Source organism: Flavobacterium panici, from assembly GCF_903819335.1.
In the GTDB taxonomy this organism is placed as follows: Bacteria; Bacteroidota; Bacteroidia; order Flavobacteriales; family Flavobacteriaceae; genus Flavobacterium; species Flavobacterium panici.
Genome location: NZ_CAIJDE010000017.1, coordinates 365127 through 384113 on the forward strand (window position 1 = coordinate 365127; position 18987 = coordinate 384113).

Sequence of the window (18987 nt, forward strand, 5' to 3'; positions counted from 1 at the left end):
TTAATTTTCGACTTTTACGATAGCCATTTTCCCGTTGTATGGTGATTTACCTTTAGCTTCTAATGCCTTAGTTGCTTCTTGCAGACCATCGAATTTCTCGTAATAGATATAATATTTACTTGTTGTTATATTGTAAAAGAAATTAATATTTGAAAGCCCTGATGCTACAGCTTTAGTTAAGAACTCATCTCGTTTTTCAACACTGCTGTGTACTGCAAGAATCATATAATAACCACTTTCAGAATTTTTAATATTCTTAATAATCTGCATGTTTGACTGATCTTCACCAAAATCAAAATCAGCTGCCGTGAGCGGTGTACTGCTTACTTTCGTTGTTTCTTTAATACGTTTAAGAGCAGCTACATCCTGAGCATATCTTCCCTGATCATTTTCGTATGCCGCACGCTTAATTCTACGTTTTTTCTCAATTTCAGTTTCAGCTTTAATACGCTCTAAGTCGGCAAGTAATGCTGCACCTTCAAGTTCCATTTTTAACTGTGCTGCTTTCAATTCGTTTATCTTCTCAAGATAAGCTTTGTTTAAAGCATCATTTTTATTAGGAACTTTTTTAAGTCTTTCGTTATATAAATTTGTCAGCTTAGCAATCTCATCTTTCTGTGCTTTACTAGCATCTGCAAGTTGTGATTTTAAAGCTTCTATCTGACTGTTTTCTGCAGCTACACTTTTGAAAGGTTTTGGTTCTTTGTAAATACCTTTTTCACTTAAATCATTCTCTTCTTTTAAATCATTCAAGTCTTTTTGTTTATTAGCTACTGTTGATTTAAACTGATCTAATAAATCATTTTGTGTTTTACCTGAACTTTCAATTGACTGAGTTAAGCTTTCAATCGCTTTTGCTGTTTCATCTTTTGCTGCCGCTGCTGCTCTGGCTGCTGCTGCTTCTGCATCAGCTTTTGCTTTCTCCGCTGCTAATCTTGCCTGACGTTCTTCTTCTTCTTTTAATTTTCTTGTTTCTTCGTCAGCTTTTTGTTTTTCTGAAGCTTCTGCATCTGCCTTAGCTTTTGCATCTGCAGCAAGTTTAGCTTGTAATGCTTCTGCATCTGCCTTAGCTTTTGCATCCGCTGCTAACTTAGCTTGTAATGCTTCTGCATCTGCGTTAGCTTTTGCATCTGCAGCAAATTTAGCTTGTAATGCTTCTGCATCTGCATTAGCTTTTGCATCTGCTGCTAATTTAGCTTGTAATGCTTCTGCATCTGCCTTAGCTTTTGCATCTGCAGCTAATTTAGCTTGTAATGCTTCTGCATCTGCCTTAGCTTTTGCATCGGCTGCTAACTTAGCTTGAAGTGCTTCTGCATCTGCTTTAGCTTTTGCATCTGCTGCTAAGTTAGCTTGTAATGCTTCTGCATCTGCTTTTGCTTTTGCCTCTGCTGCTAATTTAGCTTGTAATGCTTCTGCGTCGGCTTTTGCTTTTGCGTCTGCTGCTAATTTAGCTTGTAATGCTTCTGCATCTGCTTTAGCTTTTGCATCTGCTGCTAATTTAGCTTGTAATGCTTCTGCATCTGCCTTAGCTTTTGCTTCTGCTGCTAATTTAGCTTGTAATGCTTCTGCATCTGCTTTTGCTTTTGCATCCGCTGCTAATTTAGCTTGTAATGCTTCTGCATCTGCTTTCGCTTTTGCGTCTGCTGCTAATTTCGCTTGTAATGCTTCTGCGTCAGCTTTTGCTTTTGCATCTGCAGCCAATTTAGCTTGTAGTGCTTCTGCATCTGCCTTAGCTTTTGCATCTGCTGCTAGTTTCGCCTGTAATGCTTCTGCATCAGCTTTTGCTTTTGCGTCTGCAGCCAATTTAGCCTGACGTGCTTCTTCAGCTTCTCTTAATTGTTTTTCTTCTGCTTCCGCTTTTGCTTTTGCAGTTGCTTCCGCATCGGCCTTAACTCTTGCATCGGCAATTAATTTAGCTTGTAAAGCTTCCATATCTGCTTTTGCTTTCGCTTCTGCAGCTAATCTTGTTTTTTCTGCTTCTGCATCCGCTTTTGCTTTTGCATCTGCTGCTAACTTAGCTTGTAATGCTTCTGCGTCAGCCTTAGCTTTTGCGTCTGCTGCTAATTTAGCCTGACGTGCTTCTTCATCTGCTTTCGCTTTAGCATCTGCCGCTTGTTTTGCTTGTAATGCTTCTGCATCTGCCTTAGCTTTTGCGTCTGCAGCTAGTTTAGCTTTTAATGCTTCAGCGTCGGCTTTAGCTTTTGCATCAGCTACTAATTTTGCTTGTAATGCTTCTGCATCTGCTTTAGCTTTTGCTTCTGCATCAAGTTTTGCCTGAGCCTCAGCGTCGGCTTTTGCTTTTGCATCCGCTGCTAATTTTGCCTGAAGTGCTTCTGCATCAGCTTTCGCTTTTGCTTCCGCATCTAATTTAGCCTGAGCTTCTGCGTCAGCTTTTGCTTTTGCATCGGCTGCTAATTTTATTTTTAATGCTTCTGCATCCGCTTTTGCTTTTGCTTCTGCAGCTATAATTGCTTGTCTGGCTTCTGCATCCGCTTTTGCTTTTGCATCAGCTGCTAATTTTTCTTTTAGAGCAGCTCCTTCTGCGGCTTTTGCTTTTGCGTCAGCGGCTGCTTTTGCTCTGTTTGCAGCATCAATCGAAGCTTTTGTTTTTGCTTCAGCAGCGGCTTTTGCTTTTGCTTCTGCAGCTAATCTTGCCTGAAGTGCATCTGAGTCAGCTTTTGCTTTAGCATCTGCAGCCAGGATTGATTGTAAATCTGCTTCTTCAGCTTTTGCCTTAGCATCTGCTTTACGTTTTGCTTCTGCAGCATCTGCTTTCGCTTTCGCATCTGCAGCTAGTTTTATTTTAAGTGCTTCTGCGTCGGCTTTTGCTTTTTCAGCAGTTAATTGCGCTTGTGTTTTTTGCGGAGCCGGAGCTGGCGTTGTTGGCGCTGCAGCAGCTGTTTGTTTCGCTTTTGCTTCTGCATCTGCCTTAGCTTTAGCATCGGCTGCAAGCTTAATTTTTAATGCTTCAGCATCTGCTTTCGATTTATCTGCAGCTAATTGTGCGGCTGTTTTTTGTGCAGCTGTTGCAGATGGTTTGTTTGCTTGTGCTTGTGCTCTCGCAGCAGCGGCAGCATCAACTCTTGCTTTATTATCGGCAGCTAATTTTATTCTTCTTGCCTCAGCATCAGCTCTTGCTTTATCTGCAGCTAATTGTGCGGCTGTTTTTTGTTCTGCTGCAACGGCTCTGTTTGCTGTTGCTGTCTGCGCTCTTGCTGCAGCTGCGGCATCTGCCTTAGCTTTAGCATCGGCGGCTAATTTTATCTTAAGAGCTTCTGCATCTGCTTTAGCTTTATTGTCTGCGTCTAATTTTGCTTTTGCTGCAGCATCGGCATCAGCCTTAACTTTTTCTGCAGCAGCAAGTCTTGCTTGTTTTGCTTCGGCATCAGCTTTTGCTTTTGCTTCAGCAGCTAATCTTGCTTTCTCAGCTCCATCTACTCTTGTTACAGGAGCTGCATTTGTTTTTGGTTTAGCAATTACTGGTTTAGATGTCGTTCTCGAAGGGTCTATTAATGATCCTTCTTCATCATCTCCGTAATAGTAATTTCTGTTTTTGAATTTATAAGCAATAGCAAATTCATGAGAACCTCCCATATTTGTAAAATTGCCCATTCCTCTTTCGTAGTTATATTCGATTGCAATGCTAGGTGAAATGTTAACCCCTAAACCTGCAGAAACTCCATATAATGTATTGTAACCTGCCTGTGCCCAAACTCCTTGTTTCAACGAAAGCATGGCAAGTCCTGAAAGAACTGTTTTATCTTTTTTAATTTCTGTTTTTACGATTCCTGAGAATTTACTTTGCTCAAAAAAACCATAACTGTCAATGTAACCTGTATACATTGCGTGTAATTCAATTGCTCTTTCCGGATCTTCTTTTACAACGCCAGAACCAAAATTGTAAAGAATTAAGTTGTTTACCGATAATCCGAAATCAAGAAAAGCGGTTCCATAATTAATCCCTGGATTTACAGTAAGCATTGTGTTTGAAGGATAGTCTCCATTTAAAATATCCGGATCATCAGATATAATTTTTCCTTTGTCTAAACCGCTTTGGTAAGCGCCTACGTTTAAACCAAAAGTAAGGTTACTGTCTTCCTGCAAAACGATATTGTGAGCGAAATTAACAACTCCGCCAAACACGGTCATTAAACCATAATTTTGTTGAAACAAACCAATAGCAAAGGCTTCATTTTCTCTAAATCGGCCAGAATAATTAGCTAAATAAGTTTGCGGTGCATTGTCAAACTGCACCCATTGTCTTTTGTTGTAAAAGCTTGCATAAGCGTTTGATTCGCGAACAAAGCTAAATGCAGGGTTTATTAAATATCTATTAAACTTTAATGAATTTCTGATAGGTAATGAAAACGAAACAACTCCATTCTCAACTTTGTCCTGAGAATAGAGTACATTAGAAAAACCGTAAAATAAAGTTATGAATAGTAAAATTTTCTTCATTATTTAATCACAGTTATTGATCCTTTTTTTTCACCTGTGTCTGATTGAATGACATAGTAATAAACTGGATTTACATTTTTAAAATCTTTTATAAAAGAGTTAAGTTCTGGATCGTAATTGCTGCCGACATCATCATACATTACCTCTCCATTTGAACTTAAAATTATTAGCTTCGTCGACGGCGTTTTATACGCATCTGGAATATTCCAGTAAGGATAAGCACCGCTCAGTTTAACAATATTTGGAATTACACTAGTAACAGCATCTGTTGCTGATGTAACTCTAAATGTAAATTCTCTTGAAGCTATACAACCTGATTCCTGTGATATTTTAACTTTATATAAACCTCTTACGGCTACCAGATAACTTGCACCGTTAGCACCATTTATTGGTATATTATTTAAAAACCATTCGAATTTTGGAGTCCCTGCATCTGTCGTTACAGATACGTTTAATGTTTCTCCTTCTTGAAGCTCATAAGTTTCCGGAACATCTATGCTGGCCGTGAAACTATTGCTTTTTAAATCGATGCTTCCTGTAGCTTTACAACCGCCAAAATCAACCTCAACAGAATAAAGACCAGATTCACTTGTAGTAATACTGCGAGATGTTTGCGCGATTACAACACCATCTTTTTTCCAAACATAACTGTTACCTGATGTTGCTGTTAAAATAGTTCCTGAACCGTTTGAACAGAAAGGGTTTCCTAAGCTTGAATCAACTGTTACTGCAGATCCTCCGCCAGAAGATACTACTGTAACACGATTAGAACTAAAGTTATCATCATCACAACCGCCGTAATCGATTTGAGCATAATAAACACCTGGACTATTTGCTACTAACGTTGTACCGCTTTGTCCTGCTATTAATACGTCATCTTTGTACCATTTATACTTTAAATTTGGATAATTGGCAGGAGATGATGGTGTGTCTGCTGGAGTTGGATTGTCAACAGAAAGACTTAAATTTCCGCCTGAACAAATAGTTGCATTGGCTTCGTTATTATTGATAAAAAATTTCTCTGCAAAGATTCTGTAATAAGCCGGAAACGAAGTCTGGTTCTGGAAATTCTTAACCCTCTGGCTGTAAACGGGCGTGGCCGTATTACTTTTAATACGAAGGCTGTATGTATTTGATCCTTTTAAATCCGTAGGAATAGCAAACTTAATCGTTTGCTGCTGCGCCACAGGATCATCTACAAACGAAATTTTTGTTGTAGCAGTAGGAGTTGTGAAACTTCCTAAATCATCTGAAAGTTCTACTTCAAAAGTAGTCCCTGCCGGAAAGTTTAAATAGCTGAATGTTGCGAAGTATTCATTAAATGGCGTTCCATTTACTTCTAAGCCGGCACAAATTCTGTCAAAAGGAAGCTGCTGTCCAACTATTGCTGGTGTTTGAGCATAGGTATGCGATTTAGTAAACAGAATTATACTAAATAAAATGAAAACTTTAAAAAAAGATAAAGTAGTTTTTTGAATCATATAGTACGTGTTCTTGCTAAGTCTATACGCTCAAAAAACAAGATATCAATGAATGTTTCAGAAAAATCATATTTGTAGTTCTCAATAATATCTTTTGCAAGAATTGAAGTAGAACCAATCAATGAGTTTTCTTCACAATCTGAAGATTGATCTTTCAAATCAGCCGGCATAGTAAGGCTGTCCTTGGGGGTGGACAGCCCTACTATTAACTGATTAGAATTATCTAATTTGCTGATAGATTTATCAGCTGATTCGTTATTTTGATTTATCTCAATTGAAGCTAATTTGCAGTCAGAAACAGCAGAAACCGTAGGCTTTTCTATTGCTGAACTTTGTGCATACAGACTTAACGAAATAGGAGAAACCAAAAAGAATATATATAAATACTTTTTTGTAGATAGAGCCATTATGTTTTGATCTTTATTTGGTCCTTTTAAGACGATACATAAATTGTGTCTGGGGACTTTATTAATAAAATTTACGCTTTGAAATAAAAATCGAAATCTATTTATCTATTGCCGCTTGAAGCTGTAATTTTTCCTAATTGTAATCTAAAGTCTGGCTTTTTAGGGTTGAAGATATCAATAAATGTTTCTTTGTTATCACTTTGAGAGTAAACATTAAAGAACACACTGTTTCCATACCAGCTCTCTAAATCTTCGTTATTTGAGTTGTATTCAGTAAAGATGTTTCCTTTACATAAGTTGAAATACATTTCCTCAAATTTGATTTTTTTAAGGTTGGCATCATTGATTTCAGTTTTGCTGTCTAATAACACTGCAGGGTTAAATCCAGAGATCACACTTCTTTTCATTTCAAGAGAAGCAGTTTCGGCTACGTAAACAGCCTCTTTTACTAAACCTGATTGAATGTCAGCATTGATGTTTTCACTGTCATTAAGCATTGTAATGTTAGTCGCAACAACTAAAGTAGTTTTTTTAGTAAAATCTGTTTCGCTTTTCTTTTCGAATGATTTTACCTCCATACAACGAGATCCGTCTTTGTTACTAGATAAGTAAGAAGATCTAACTGCTAAAGAGTTATATAAACGACATTGTACACCTTGTGTAAATTTGTAATCGTCGTTGATTGATTTATAAGAAACAAATTTTGTAGCGTTAACGTCTCCACCGAAGAAAGCAAATGAATCTCCTCCAGAGTAGCTAACCATAACGTTTTCCATAATTGTTTTGTTACCAACACCTGCAATAGTTAAACCGTTGAAAGTATCAACCCCTTTCACTTTTTTACCTGCAAATTCGATTCTAACATATCTTAAAATTCCAGAGTTTGAAGCAACATTGTCACCACCATAAGTAGTTAAAGTTGGATCAAGATCCATATTGTAAGATCCTACGTTACCGAATTTGTTGATTGGAGCGTCACCAAGAATTACAACTCCACCCCAGTCTCCAGCTTTTTTCTGGCTGCGGTTAGATGTAAATACGATTGGATCAGTTTCTAAACCATCAGCAACAAGTTGTGCACCTTTTGTAACTACCAATGTTCCTTTTGTTTCGAAATCACCAATAATTAAAGTTCCAGGTTCGATTGTTAAAACCGCATTGTTTGTAACGTAAACGTTACCTTGCAAAACATAGATATTCCTTTTAAGCAATTTAGTATTAACAGAAATGTTTCCTGCTAAAATTTGATTTGCTTCTCCATACTCTACTTTGTTAGGCTTAAATTCAGTCCAGTTATTTAACCAGTTAGTGTAGCCCATAATTCCTTTCTCTTGTTGAGCACTCATACTCGTAACTGTCAAAAGAACGCAGATCATTTGAGTAATTTTTTTCATGATAAAGGTGTGTATTAGGTTAATAATAAATTTGGGTATGCTTTAAATAATTTGGGTATGCGTAAATGAAAAAAACTGTTCTCGGTTTTTCTAAGTATTATTCAGAGTAAATCGAGAACGAGTTGTTTTGTTTTACTTTTTCAAAATAACGCAGAAACTAAATCCATCTACGTAAACATTCCAAAAAAGGTTTTAAAATATTTTTTTAAATTTTACATTTCGTTCAATTCGTTGAACTCGTGTAAAGATTTTAATGTGTTTTCGTAAAATAAAATTGCCGCGATAAGGTTTCCTTTATCTGAGTAAGGCATCATTTTTCTTTGAAACTCAACTGTAGTATCTAAGAAAGTTGTTGTTCCAAGTGCCTGAGCATCCAAAACTTTTTTGTGTTCACTATCGTCTGGAATACCTAAGTCTGCCATAGTAACACCCGGTTTTGTAACCAACGCAATGTAAGGGAGAGTTTTTACTAATACTTTAATTCGCTCAATATACAATTCCAAAAGTTCTCCTTTTTGCATACCACTCAATTCTTTTTGATCATGGTATTTACGAATAAGAGCTGTTGTACTAATAATACTTCTTGGAGCGTTTTTTGCCTGTGCAGAAACAGCTGCAGTAGTCATGATAAAAAATGCACTAAATAAAATAATTTTCCCTTTCATAAATTCTTATTTATATTGGTTGTTGATGCAAACAAAAATATAGAAATTAACTTAAATTGCAACTTTATTGAATTCTTTTTTCAAAAAAAAAGCTTAAAAAAACCTTAAAACCCCGCTCTATGTCGAGAAAATGTGCGTTTTAACGGGCTTTTTGTTAAATTTGTTAAAACAGGAAACGTAAGAGATTATCTATAAAATTGGAATAAAATTTTACTATAAATAGCCAAAAAAAGCATACGTTTATCGTTTTGAACAAAAAAATATTAACAAAAAAGTCTTGATATCTGCTCGCGTGAAGTAATTTATTAACAAAACTTAGCAGCAACAGAACAAAAAATTTAGCAAAAAACAATCATATTCTCATTAATGAAATCCCGCACAATAATCTTTAATCTAAAATTTTTGACTACATCATTTTCTGCTATCTTTGCTTCATGCAATTTTCTCAAATTTTAGGTCAGGATTACATCAAAAGTCACTTGATAAAAAGTGCATCTTCCGGGCGAATTCCTCATGCACAATTATTTATTGGGCCTGAAGGAAGCGGTACATTATCTACAGCAATTGCTTATGCACAATACATTTTGTGCAGTAATACGGGAAATGAAAACGAAAACGGAAATGATTCGTGTAATTTGAAATTTCAAAATATTTCGCATCCCGATCTGCATTTTATTTACCCAACTGTTACGACAGAAGATGTCAAAACAAAACCCAAAAGTTTAGACTTTATTCAGGACTGGCGAAACTTTATTCAGGAAATGCCTTACGGCGGATTATTTGACTGGTATAAACTCCTTGGTGTTCAAAACAAGCAAGGCGAAATCAGGGTCGAGGATGCTCAGGAAGTTTTAAAATCGCTTGCGCTGAAATCCTACGAAGGCGGTTATAAAATCATGATTATCTGGATGGCAGATAAGATGAATATTGCAGCTTCAAATAAACTTTTGAAACTGCTCGAAGAACCTTCAGATAAAACAATTTTTATTCTGATTTCTGAAAACGAAGAAGACATTATTCAAACCATACGTTCTCGCTGTCAGGTGATTCACTTTAACGGACTTCCCGAAAAAGTAATTGCCGAAGCATTGGTTTCCAAAGAAAATATAGATCCAAATTTAGCCAAAAAAATTGCCCATCAAGCACAGGGAAATTTTAATAAAGCACTGCATTTATTGAAAGAAGATGACTCTGAATATCCTTTTGAGCAATGGTTTGTAAACTGGGTTCGTGCTGCTTTTAGGGCAAAAGGAAATGCCGCAGCGATTCAGGATTTAATTTCCTGGAGCGAAGAAATTGCAGGACTTGGCCGCGAAAGCCAGAAAAAATTTATTCAGTTTTGTATCGAAATGTTCAGACAAGCTTTATTACTGAATTATCAAACGCCAAGTTTAGTTTACATTGAGCCAAAAGTCGACAAGTTTAAACTTGAAAATTTTGCGCCTTTTGTAAACGGAAATAATATTCACGAAATTTTCAAAGAGCTTTCTGATGCGATGTATCACATTGAAAGAAACGGAAATGCGAAAATAATCTTAACTGATTTATCTATAAAACTGACTCGTTTAATTCATAAAAAATAGTCCTCAAATGAACAATGTTGCCTCTATTTTAATATTAGCATTTTTAGCCTTAACATTTTTACAATCCGGCTATGAAAAAATTTTTTACTGGAAAGATAATGTTGCCTGGCTTAAAGAACATTTTGCCAAAACGCCATTAAAAAATCAGGTGCCGCTTGCTCTTTTACACTTGTTAATTTTAGAATTAATTTCCGGAATTTTAAGTGTTGTGGGCGCGATTCAATTACTAACAAACAGCGGTCGTGACTATGGTTTTTATGCCGGAATTTTTTCATGTATCTGTTTGTTAATGATGCTTTTCGGACAACGATTAGCCAAAGATTACGATGGCGCAAGAACCATTGTTATTTATTTAATTCCTGCCGTTATGTTAGTGAACTGGATGAATTAATTTATAGAAACCTATTTGTTTCTAAAGTACTAAAGCATTTTAAAATCAATATTTCTAAAAACACTAATATGTCAAAACACATAAAATTAATAGTACAGGATCACGAAATATCTATGCTAAATATTAACAAAAGCGATTATATCTGTTTAACTGATATGATAAAAGCTAATGATGGTGATTTTTTTATAAGTGACTGGTTAAGAAATAGAAATACTTTAGAATATTTAGCTGCTTGGGAAAGTTTAAACAATCCAAATTTTAATTATGGCGAATTCGCCATAATTAAAGAAGGTGCTGGATTAAATACTTTTAAAGTAAGCGTTAAGGAATGGTGTGAAAAAACAAATGCAATAGGCATCACTGCAACAACAGGCAGATATGGTGGTACTTATGCTCACAAAGATATTGCCTTTAACTTTGGAATGTGGATAAGCCCTGTTTTTCAATTGTACATTGTTACAGAGTACCAAAGATTAAAAGAAATTGAAACAAATCAATATAACTTAGAGTGGGATGTAAGAAGAATTTTGAGTAAAGCAAATTATTCAATACATACAGATGCTGTTCAAAAATTTATAATCCCAAAAAGTTCTCTTCCACTAGATAAAAGAGGAATTGAGTATGCAAATGAAGCAGAAATATTAAATCTTGCCCTTTATGGTTATACGTCTAAAGAATGGAAAGAAGCAAATCCAGATTTATCAAAAACAAAAAACATGAGGGATTTTTCTAGCATAAATGAACTTCTAGTTATGTCTAACTTAGAAGTAATGAATGCTGAAATGATAAAATTAAATACTGAAAAAAAAATAAGATTTACTCTACTTCAAAAAATGGCTAAAGAACACTTAGAGCAACTTTCAAAAGTAGATATAATAAAATCTGTTAGGAAAAAAGACGAAACTACATATCTTCAGGCGAAAGATAAAACAGGTGAAGAGTTAGAAGGCGAATCTAAAAAATCCATACTTGAAATTAACAAAGAAAATCTCTTAAAATTTAAAAAAGACAAAGAATCAAATCAAAAAAAGAAAGATTAAATCCTTTCATATATACTTTATCAAAAAAATGAATCCAAAACACCCTTCAGAATCGCTGACAATATTAACTGATTTAGTTTTACCGAGTGAAACAAATCCTTTAAACAATCTTTTTGGCGGCGAATTATTAGCCCGAATGGATCGTGCAGCAAGTATTGCAGCGCGCAGACATTCACGCCGAATTGTAGTTACAGCATCTGTAAATCACGTTGCTTTTAACAGAGCAATTTCCCTTGGAAGCGTTGTTACTGTAGAAGCAAAAGTTTCAAGATCATTCAAAAGTTCTATGGAAGTTTTTATAGACGTTTGGGTAGAAGACCGCGAATCTGGAAACAGAACCAAAGCAAACGAAGCTATTTATACTTTTGTCGCTGTTGACGATACGGGAAGACCTGTTGAAGTACCGGCAATTGTTCCTGAAACAGAGTTAGAAATACAACGTTTTGAAGCTGCTTTACGCCGTAAACAGTTAAGTTTAGTACTTGCAGGAAAATTAAAACCTTCTGACGCTACAGAATTAAAGGCTTTATTTTTGTAATACAAATTGTTACAATTTGAAACAATTTGAAGCAATCAAACTTCAAAAAAAGAAGTATTTTTACACATTCTAATTCGCCAAATAAAATCAGGAAGTTATTTCCATTATTTGGTTTTGAAAGGCAAAAAATAACAATTTTAGATATTTAAGAAAAGATGAGTTCAGACAAAGAAGCCAAATTAAAAGCGCTGCAGTTAACGCTTGATAAACTTGACAAAACCTACGGAAAAGGAACCGTAATGAAAATGGGCGACAGAGCCATTGTAGAGGTAGAAACGATTTCTTCTGGTTCTCTTGGCGTTGATTTAGCTCTTGGAGTAAATGGATATCCAAAAGGAAGAATTATTGAAATATACGGACCAGAATCATCTGGTAAAACCACATTGACATTGCATGCAATTGCCGAAGCTCAAAAAGCGGGCGGAATTGCAGCGTTTATTGATGCGGAACACGCTTTTGACAGAAATTATGCTGAAAAATTAGGCGTTGATATCGAAAACTTAATTATCTCTCAGCCAGATAATGGTGAGCAGGCATTAGAAATTGCCGAAAACCTGATTCGTTCCGGAGCTATCGACATTGTTGTAATTGACTCTGTTGCGGCTTTAACTCCAAAAAGTGAGATCGAAGGTGAAATGGGAGATTCTAAAATGGGTCTTCATGCGCGTTTAATGTCTCAGGCTTTAAGAAAATTAACGGGAACAATCAGCAAAACAAATTGTACTGTTTTCTTTATCAACCAGCTGCGTGAAAAAATTGGTGTTATGTTCGGAAATCCTGAAACAACAACCGGTGGTAACGCATTAAAATTCTACGCTTCTGTACGTTTAGATATTCGTCGTTCTTCTCAAATTAAAGACGGTGAAAACGTGATTGGTAACAGAACTAAAGTTAAAATCGTTAAAAACAAAGTGGCACCGCCGTTTAAAACTGCCGAATTCGACATTATGTACGGAGAAGGTGTTTCTAAAACAGGTGAAATTCTTGACTTAGCGGTTGAATTTGAAATCGTTAAAAAAGCAGGATCTTGGTTTAGCTACGGAGACACTAAATTAGGTCAGGGACGTGATGCTGTAAAAGCTTTAATTAAAGACAATCCAGAATTGGCTGATGAATTAGAAGTTAAAATTAAAGCTCACATCAAAGAATTAGCTGATGCTTAAAACCTATAAAAGTATTTAAAAATCAATACTTTACACTCTAAACCCGAAAGATTTAAAACCTTTCGGGTTTTTTATTTGAAAAAAAATAAAAAAAAGACGCAACCTTTTTGCACCTCTTTCATCTATACAAATAGACATAATGTTTAATTGGTATTGGCCATAAATACACAGTTCAACATTTTTTTATAATAAATTTGGTTGGTTGATTCATTAAAAGTCCGTTAGTTTCTCTCATGGTTCTAACGGGTTTTTACTGCTTTTTGAAAAAAAATTTAGCAGCTCATACAACCTTTTTACTTTTTTGCGATCTAATATATTATGCCGTTAACTTGAGTTTACCCAAACTCCTTATTATCAAGCCATAAATATTTAACCATGAAAGAAAAAAGAGAAGTGCTGAGGAGTAGAAAACGAAAAAAAACCAAATTAAAAATTAAAAAAATATTGCGTTTTATCTCTGAGAAAATAATTCATCGATAAGCTTTTTGAATATAAACGGGGGTTTTTATTTCGAAAGAAAACCCGGCAAGTGTAAAATCCTGCCGGGTTTGTTATTTTAATTACTTTTTTAAATCTTTCTTTTGAAATTCGAGTAAACCATTATAAATCAATTGTCTTATCTGATCTCTTAACTCTTTTCTGTGATCCAGTGTTATACCGCTTGTTTCTACAAAAGGGAGGATTTTCCCTCTCATTTTCCCGGGACTTCCGCTTAAAAAAGTATACGAGAAACGTTGTTTATTATCGGCAAAAACAATGGGCACAATAGGAATTTGATGTTCAATTGCCAGTCTAAAAGCGCCGTCTTTAAACTCATCCAGTAAAATAGATTCATCGTCTGGAACTCCGCCTTCAGGGAAAATACAAATACTTAAACCTTGATTTAAACGGTCTTGTGCACGTTTAAAAACTTCATTTTTGCTTTTTGAAGAATTTCTGTCTACCAAAATACAGGTTCTTTTGTAGAAAAATCCAAATAGCGGAATCTTCACAAGTTCTTTCTTTCCAACAAAAACAAACGGGTTTTTTATAATGGCAAGCATTAACATAATATCTGTCATTGAAGTATGATTTGCCACGATCATATAACTCTTGTTTTTAATAAGCTTTTGTTCGCGTTTTACTTTGTAATAAAAACCCATCCCGAAAAGGATGAATTTAGCCCAAATGCGGGCCATTTTAAAAAAATAAGGGTATCCTCTCTCCGAGATAATAGAAATCAGTAAAAACGGCAGCATAATCAATATTGGAATCGCCATTAAAACGTAAAACCAAATGCGCCAGATAATCCAAAAAACAATCTTTAATCCTTTCATGGTTTCAAATGTAAGAAAACAGACGAGAATGTTTCGTATTTTTTTTACTGTAAAGCGCACAAAGGCTTTTCGGAAGCATTTTAAAGTTTCTGTGCGGTTTTTTAACGCAAAGAGCGCAAAGGATTTTCGCAAAGGAATGAAGCTAAAATATTTTGAAGAGTTGCTTTGCAATGAGTTCGCAAAGGCTGAATGTAGATTGAATGGTTAAATTATTTTCCGTTGGGCGACTAATTATTTATAAGAAATTAATTATTAAATTTTATGTATTTTTGCGAAAGTTAAAATGAAATTTATGACAGAAAATGAAATCTCAAATATTATAATTGGGCTTGCAATTGAAATTCACAGAAAACTCGGACCTGGTTTGTTAGAGAATGTCTATAAAGAATGTTTGTTTTACAAAATTACGCAACGTGGATTTCTAGTCGACAAGGAAAAATCAATGCCTTTAACTTTTGAAGAAGTTCAATTAGATTGTGGATATCGAATTGATTTGCTTGTCGAAAACAAATTCATAATCGAAATAAAAAGCGTAGAATCTCTCAGCGTAAATCACTTAGCACAAACATTAACTTATTTAAGACTTGGGAATTACAAATTAGGTTTACTCATAAATTTTAATGAAACACTCTTAAAAAATGGAATCCGAAGGGTCGTAAACAACTTATAGACAAAGCTTAGCGAACTCATTGCAAAGCAATTCTTAAAAAAAACTTCTTTCCTTTGCGAAAATCCTTTGCGCTCTTTGCGTTAAAAACCACATAACAAACTTTCCAAACTTTGCGGTTAAAAAAAACATCACGACCTTTGTCGTTAAAGAATAAGAAAAAACGAGAATGGCAAAAATACTTACTGGTGTTCAGAGTACTGGAACGCCACACTTAGGCAATCTATTGGGAGCTATTATCCCTGCAATTGAATTATCGAATAATCCAGCAAATGAATCATTTTTGTTTATTGCTGATTTACACTCGATTACACAAATTAAAGATGGTAAAACATTAAGAGAAAACACGTATAGTACTGCTGCGGCGTGGCTTGCCTGTGGTTTAAATCCAGATAAAGTTACCTTCTACAGACAATCTGATGTGACTCAAACTGCTGAATTGACCTGGTATTTAAGCTGTTTTTTTCCTTACCAAAGATTGACTTTGGCACATTCTTTCAAAGATAAATCTGATCGTTTAGCAGATGTAAATGCTGGACTTTTCACTTATCCGATGTTAATGGCTGCCGATATTTTATTGTATGATGCAGAGTTTGTTCCGGTTGGAAAAGATCAAGAGCAGCATTTAGAAATTACACGTGATGTCGCTTCAAGATTTAATCACCAAATGGGAGAAACATTTGTACTTCCAGAAGCCAAAATTCAGGAAGAAGGCAAATTAATTCCCGGAACAAATGGCGGAAAAATGAGTAAATCTGCCAATAATATTATCAATATTTTCCTTGATGATAAAGTGTTACGCAAACAAATTATGAGCATTGAAACGGACAGCACACCGCTGGAAGAACCAAAAAATCCTGATACCTGCAACGCTTTCGCAATATATGCTTTGTTAGCAAATGAAACTCAAATTGCCGAAATGAGAGGGAATTATCTTGGTGGAAATTACGGTTACGGGCATGCAAAACAAGCTCTTTTTGAACTGATTACAGAGAAATTCAAAACCGAAAGAGAAAAATATAATTATTATATAAACAACCTTGAAGAAGTTGATGCCTTGTTGAAAAAAGGCGCTGCAAAAGCTTCTGTCATTGCTGATGGTGTTTTAGCAAAGGTTCGAAATGTTCTTGGATTTGAGAATTAAATTTTTCTTATTTGACATTAATTTATGACGAAGGAAGAAGCAATAGAAGAACTAATGTACCAAAGCGCTCACCATGAAAACATAGAAAGTGAACGCTGGGAAAATGGTTTTCTTGGTCAATTACGCCCGTTTAGAAGAGTTTTACACGAGGAAAATTATCATCTAATTATGCAGGCTTTAAAAGTCCTTGGGCCAGAATTAGAAAAGGATTTTGTAGATAAAAGAATAATCTCTTGTGTTTGGGGAATCTGTCATTATGGTAGAATGTGGGCACTTTATCCGCAAGGAATGCTGCAAGGTAATAATTTGATTACCAAAGAACAAGTAGAACAAATTGATCAGTGGTTAATTGATATTTCATATGCTGCTTCCTGCCTTCTTGAAGGTGCTGTAGAAGAAGCCTTTTGGAATTATAATGGAGAAAACAAACAGTAGAGTAAAATCTAAAAATAAAAAAGCCTGCCAATTGATTTTAGCAGGCTTTTTTATGTAAATTTCTTTAGGCTCTTCCCAATCTGGCCAATAATAAAATCAATCGTAATACAACGATGATAATAACAATTATGGACCAAGTAGACATTCCTCCAGATGAACTGCTGCTGCTATATTCTCTATCCTTTGCAGCGTCGATTCGGTCTTTGTGAGATCGTATTGTATTACTCAATTCGTAATCTATTGGTTTATAATTAACCATTGAAGATACCATTGGTTCTAAAAACTCATTTCGTACGCCTGCACTAACAATTGAACCAGACATTTTACTGTAAATTGCCCTGATTTTCTTGTCATTTTCTGCAGATCTGAAATGTGAAAGCAAGGTATAAAAGCTTCTGTATTTAATAAATTCAATTGTTTCGGCACCCGATGATAAAGAAGGATTTTCATCAAATTTATTTACAACAAAACCAAGTTTTGTGCTTACCTTTTGGCTCAGATTGTCTAATGAATTTTGAGGCAGATATTCTTTAACATTCAAAAGATCATCAATAATATCAAATTTATTCTGTGCTATATTATGATCGAAAAATGAATCTAAATCTTTAGATAAAAACCTGTCTATAAATGATTTAATATTTTCTTCATTAACAGAAACAGAATAATCTGTAATGAATCTGTTTCGGGAGTAATTTTTTCTGGCAAAGAAATTATACAGAATCCGATTATTCGAAATAAACAAAATCTCTTTTGGAAATTCGTTAAATGCAGTAATCAAATTATCTGCAAGATTTGGATCTAAATTTGGGTTTTGTGATCGCTCAATTTCAAATTGCTTCCTGACTTTTTCAGAGTCTTCAGTGCTGAAAGCGCTTCGGTTTTCTTTATAAATCCCAGCGTTTTCAATTAGTTCTATTATATTCATTTTTAAGGTTTTTGGTAGAGCAAAAATATACTTTTATTACACTTTGCCTAATTTATTTTAGCATAAATGTTAAATAATTAAATATCCTTTAAATTCAATTAATATTTAAGAAATCTGGAATTTAAATATGAAATATCTTTAGTGAGAATACACATTAAATCGCTTCAAATAATTTCCCAGGCAAAGGCCTGATAACGCCTTTAAGTTCCATATTTAAAAGAATTCCGGAAATTTTGAAAACAGGAAAATCACATTCGAGCGCAATAGTGTCAAGCAATTCTTTCCCGTTTTTTAAGAGGAAATCGTAAATCTTTTGTTCATCGGGTTCCAGATCAATAAATAACTGTTTTTGAATGGCTTTTGGTTTCTTTTCAATATCCCAATTAAGAACATAAATCAAGTCGGCTGCACTTGTCAGCAAATTCGCTTTTTGAGTTTTAATTAAATCATTACATCCTTGACTGTATCTGTCTGTTACTCTTCCCGGAACGGCAAAAACATCGCGATTATAATCATTGGCTAAATTGGCAGTAATAAGCGATCCGCCTTTATCTGAAGATTCAATGACAATTGTGGCTTCGCTAATTCCCGCAACAATACGATTTCGGCGGACAAAATTCTCTTTATCCGGATTAGAAGTACTCCAAAATTCGGTAATAAAACCTCCATTTTCTTCCATTTTTGCCATGTACTTTTTGTGTGCTTTTGGATAAACCTGATTTAATCCATGAGCTAAAACCCCAATAGTCTGCAATTTATAATCCATTGCAAATTGATGTGCCACGATATCAACACCGTAAGCAAAACCACTTACAATTACAGGATCCAGCGGTGCAAGATCTTCAATAAGTTTTCTGCAAAATTCAGTTCCGTAAGATGTAATTTGACGTGTGCCGACAATACTAATAATCTTCTTGTTTTTTAAATCTATATTTCCCCCGGTAAAAATCAAAACAGGAGAATCTATACAATGTTTTAAACGATCCGGATATGTTTCGTCCTGAAAGAAAGAAATCTTGATATCATTTTTTCTGATAAATTCAAGTTCCTGATTGGCCTTTTCAAAAATAGCTTTGTCTTTTATGTTTTTCAGCATAACAGAACCAACTCCATCAATTGCAGCAATTTGATTGGTTTTCGATTTAAAAATTGCTTCTGCATTTCCGCAATGATTTAATAATTTTTTTGCCATAATATCTCCCACTCCATCCACTTTCATTAAGGCTAATAAATAAAATAAATCCTGATCTGACATTTGCAAAAAATATTATGTAAAATAGAAATAAAAACTGTACTCAAATAATAGTGCAAATATGCTAAAAACAAAGTAATTTCTTAATAAAAAATAAAATTTATACAGAAACAAAATAAGCGATGCTA

The 18987-nt window shown here is 34.7% G+C and carries 16 protein-coding genes; 8 read left to right on the forward strand and 8 right to left on the reverse strand.

Annotated elements, in window-relative coordinates:
* From FLAPXU55_RS01555 to FLAPXU55_RS01575, 5 genes are all read right to left on the reverse strand, one after another.
* A complete protein-coding gene (locus tag FLAPXU55_RS01555; RefSeq protein WP_180856244.1) occupies positions 1-4458 on the reverse strand; it encodes a PorP/SprF family type IX secretion system membrane protein in 4458 nt (1485 codons plus the stop codon).
* Entirely contained in the window at positions 4458-5939 is a 1482-nt protein-coding gene (sprC, locus tag FLAPXU55_RS01560; RefSeq protein ID WP_180856246.1) for a gliding motility protein SprC, read from the reverse strand. The genes FLAPXU55_RS01555 and sprC overlap by 1 nt, the downstream gene beginning before the upstream one ends.
* Complete coding sequence (locus tag FLAPXU55_RS01565) at positions 5936-6346, reverse strand: hypothetical protein (protein WP_053474362.1); 411 nt, start codon at positions 6344-6346, stop codon at positions 5936-5938. The genes sprC and FLAPXU55_RS01565 overlap by 4 nt, the downstream gene beginning before the upstream one ends.
* Positions 6347-6447: 101 nt before the next feature.
* The gene (locus tag FLAPXU55_RS01570; protein WP_180856248.1) at positions 6448-7740 is read right to left on the reverse strand and encodes a hypothetical protein; all 1293 of its coding nucleotides are present in this window, start codon (positions 7738-7740) and stop codon (positions 6448-6450) included.
* A gap of 212 nt (positions 7741-7952) precedes the next feature.
* The gene (locus tag FLAPXU55_RS01575; protein ID WP_180856249.1) at positions 7953-8405 is read right to left on the reverse strand and encodes a hypothetical protein; all 453 of its coding nucleotides are present in this window, start codon (positions 8403-8405) and stop codon (positions 7953-7955) included.
* A 434-nt stretch (positions 8406-8839) separates the two neighbouring features.
* On the opposite strand from FLAPXU55_RS01575, the gene FLAPXU55_RS01580 reads away from it, so the two are divergent.
* The 5 genes from FLAPXU55_RS01580 to recA all read left to right on the forward strand — a co-directional run bounded on the left by FLAPXU55_RS01580 (position 8840) and on the right by recA (position 13120).
* The gene (locus FLAPXU55_RS01580; RefSeq protein WP_180856251.1) at positions 8840-9988 is read left to right on the forward strand and encodes a DNA polymerase III subunit; all 1149 of its coding nucleotides are present in this window, start codon (positions 8840-8842) and stop codon (positions 9986-9988) included.
* Between the two features lie 7 nt (positions 9989-9995).
* Positions 9996-10379, forward strand: coding sequence for a DoxX family protein (locus FLAPXU55_RS01585; protein WP_180856253.1), 384 nt, complete (start codon positions 9996-9998; stop codon positions 10377-10379).
* A 68-nt stretch (positions 10380-10447) separates the two neighbouring features.
* Positions 10448-11419, forward strand: a complete 972-nt coding sequence (locus FLAPXU55_RS01590; RefSeq protein ID WP_082356489.1) for a KilA-N domain-containing protein — start codon at positions 10448-10450, stop codon at positions 11417-11419.
* 28 nt (positions 11420-11447) lie between these two features.
* Positions 11448-11957, forward strand: coding sequence for an acyl-CoA thioesterase (locus FLAPXU55_RS01595; protein WP_073486072.1), 510 nt, complete (start codon positions 11448-11450; stop codon positions 11955-11957).
* A 155-nt stretch (positions 11958-12112) separates the two neighbouring features.
* Positions 12113-13120 carry a recombinase RecA gene (gene recA, locus FLAPXU55_RS01600; RefSeq protein ID WP_053474356.1) on the forward strand — a complete coding sequence of 336 codons (1008 nt, stop codon included), beginning with the start codon at positions 12113-12115 and terminating at the stop codon, positions 13118-13120.
* A gap of 560 nt (positions 13121-13680) precedes the next feature.
* On the opposite strand, the gene FLAPXU55_RS01605 is transcribed toward recA, so the two are convergent.
* Positions 13681-14436 (reverse strand): lysophospholipid acyltransferase family protein, encoded by a 756-nt coding sequence (locus FLAPXU55_RS01605; protein WP_180856255.1) that lies wholly within the window; start codon positions 14434-14436, stop codon positions 13681-13683.
* A 292-nt stretch (positions 14437-14728) separates the two neighbouring features.
* On the opposite strand from FLAPXU55_RS01605, the gene FLAPXU55_RS01610 reads away from it, so the two are divergent.
* The 3 genes from FLAPXU55_RS01610 (at position 14729) to FLAPXU55_RS01620 (ending at position 16682) form a co-directional block, all read left to right on the forward strand.
* Complete coding sequence (locus tag FLAPXU55_RS01610; RefSeq protein WP_180856257.1) at positions 14729-15106, forward strand: GxxExxY protein; 378 nt, start codon at positions 14729-14731, stop codon at positions 15104-15106.
* 166 nt (positions 15107-15272) lie between these two features.
* A complete protein-coding gene (gene trpS / locus FLAPXU55_RS01615; RefSeq protein WP_180856259.1) occupies positions 15273-16247 on the forward strand; it encodes a tryptophan--tRNA ligase in 975 nt (324 codons plus the stop codon).
* A 24-nt stretch (positions 16248-16271) separates the two neighbouring features.
* Positions 16272-16682 carry a hypothetical protein gene (locus FLAPXU55_RS01620; protein WP_180856261.1) on the forward strand — a complete coding sequence of 137 codons (411 nt, stop codon included), beginning with the start codon at positions 16272-16274 and terminating at the stop codon, positions 16680-16682.
* A 64-nt stretch (positions 16683-16746) separates the two neighbouring features.
* Here FLAPXU55_RS01620 and FLAPXU55_RS01625 read toward each other — a convergent pair whose 3' ends face one another.
* Entirely contained in the window at positions 16747-17607 is an 861-nt protein-coding gene (locus tag FLAPXU55_RS01625; protein WP_180856263.1) for a hypothetical protein, read from the reverse strand.
* A gap of 154 nt (positions 17608-17761) precedes the next feature.
* Complete coding sequence (dprA, locus tag FLAPXU55_RS01630) at positions 17762-18862, reverse strand: DNA-processing protein DprA (RefSeq protein WP_180856264.1); 1101 nt, start codon at positions 18860-18862, stop codon at positions 17762-17764.
* Between the last annotated feature and the right edge of the window lie 125 nt (positions 18863-18987).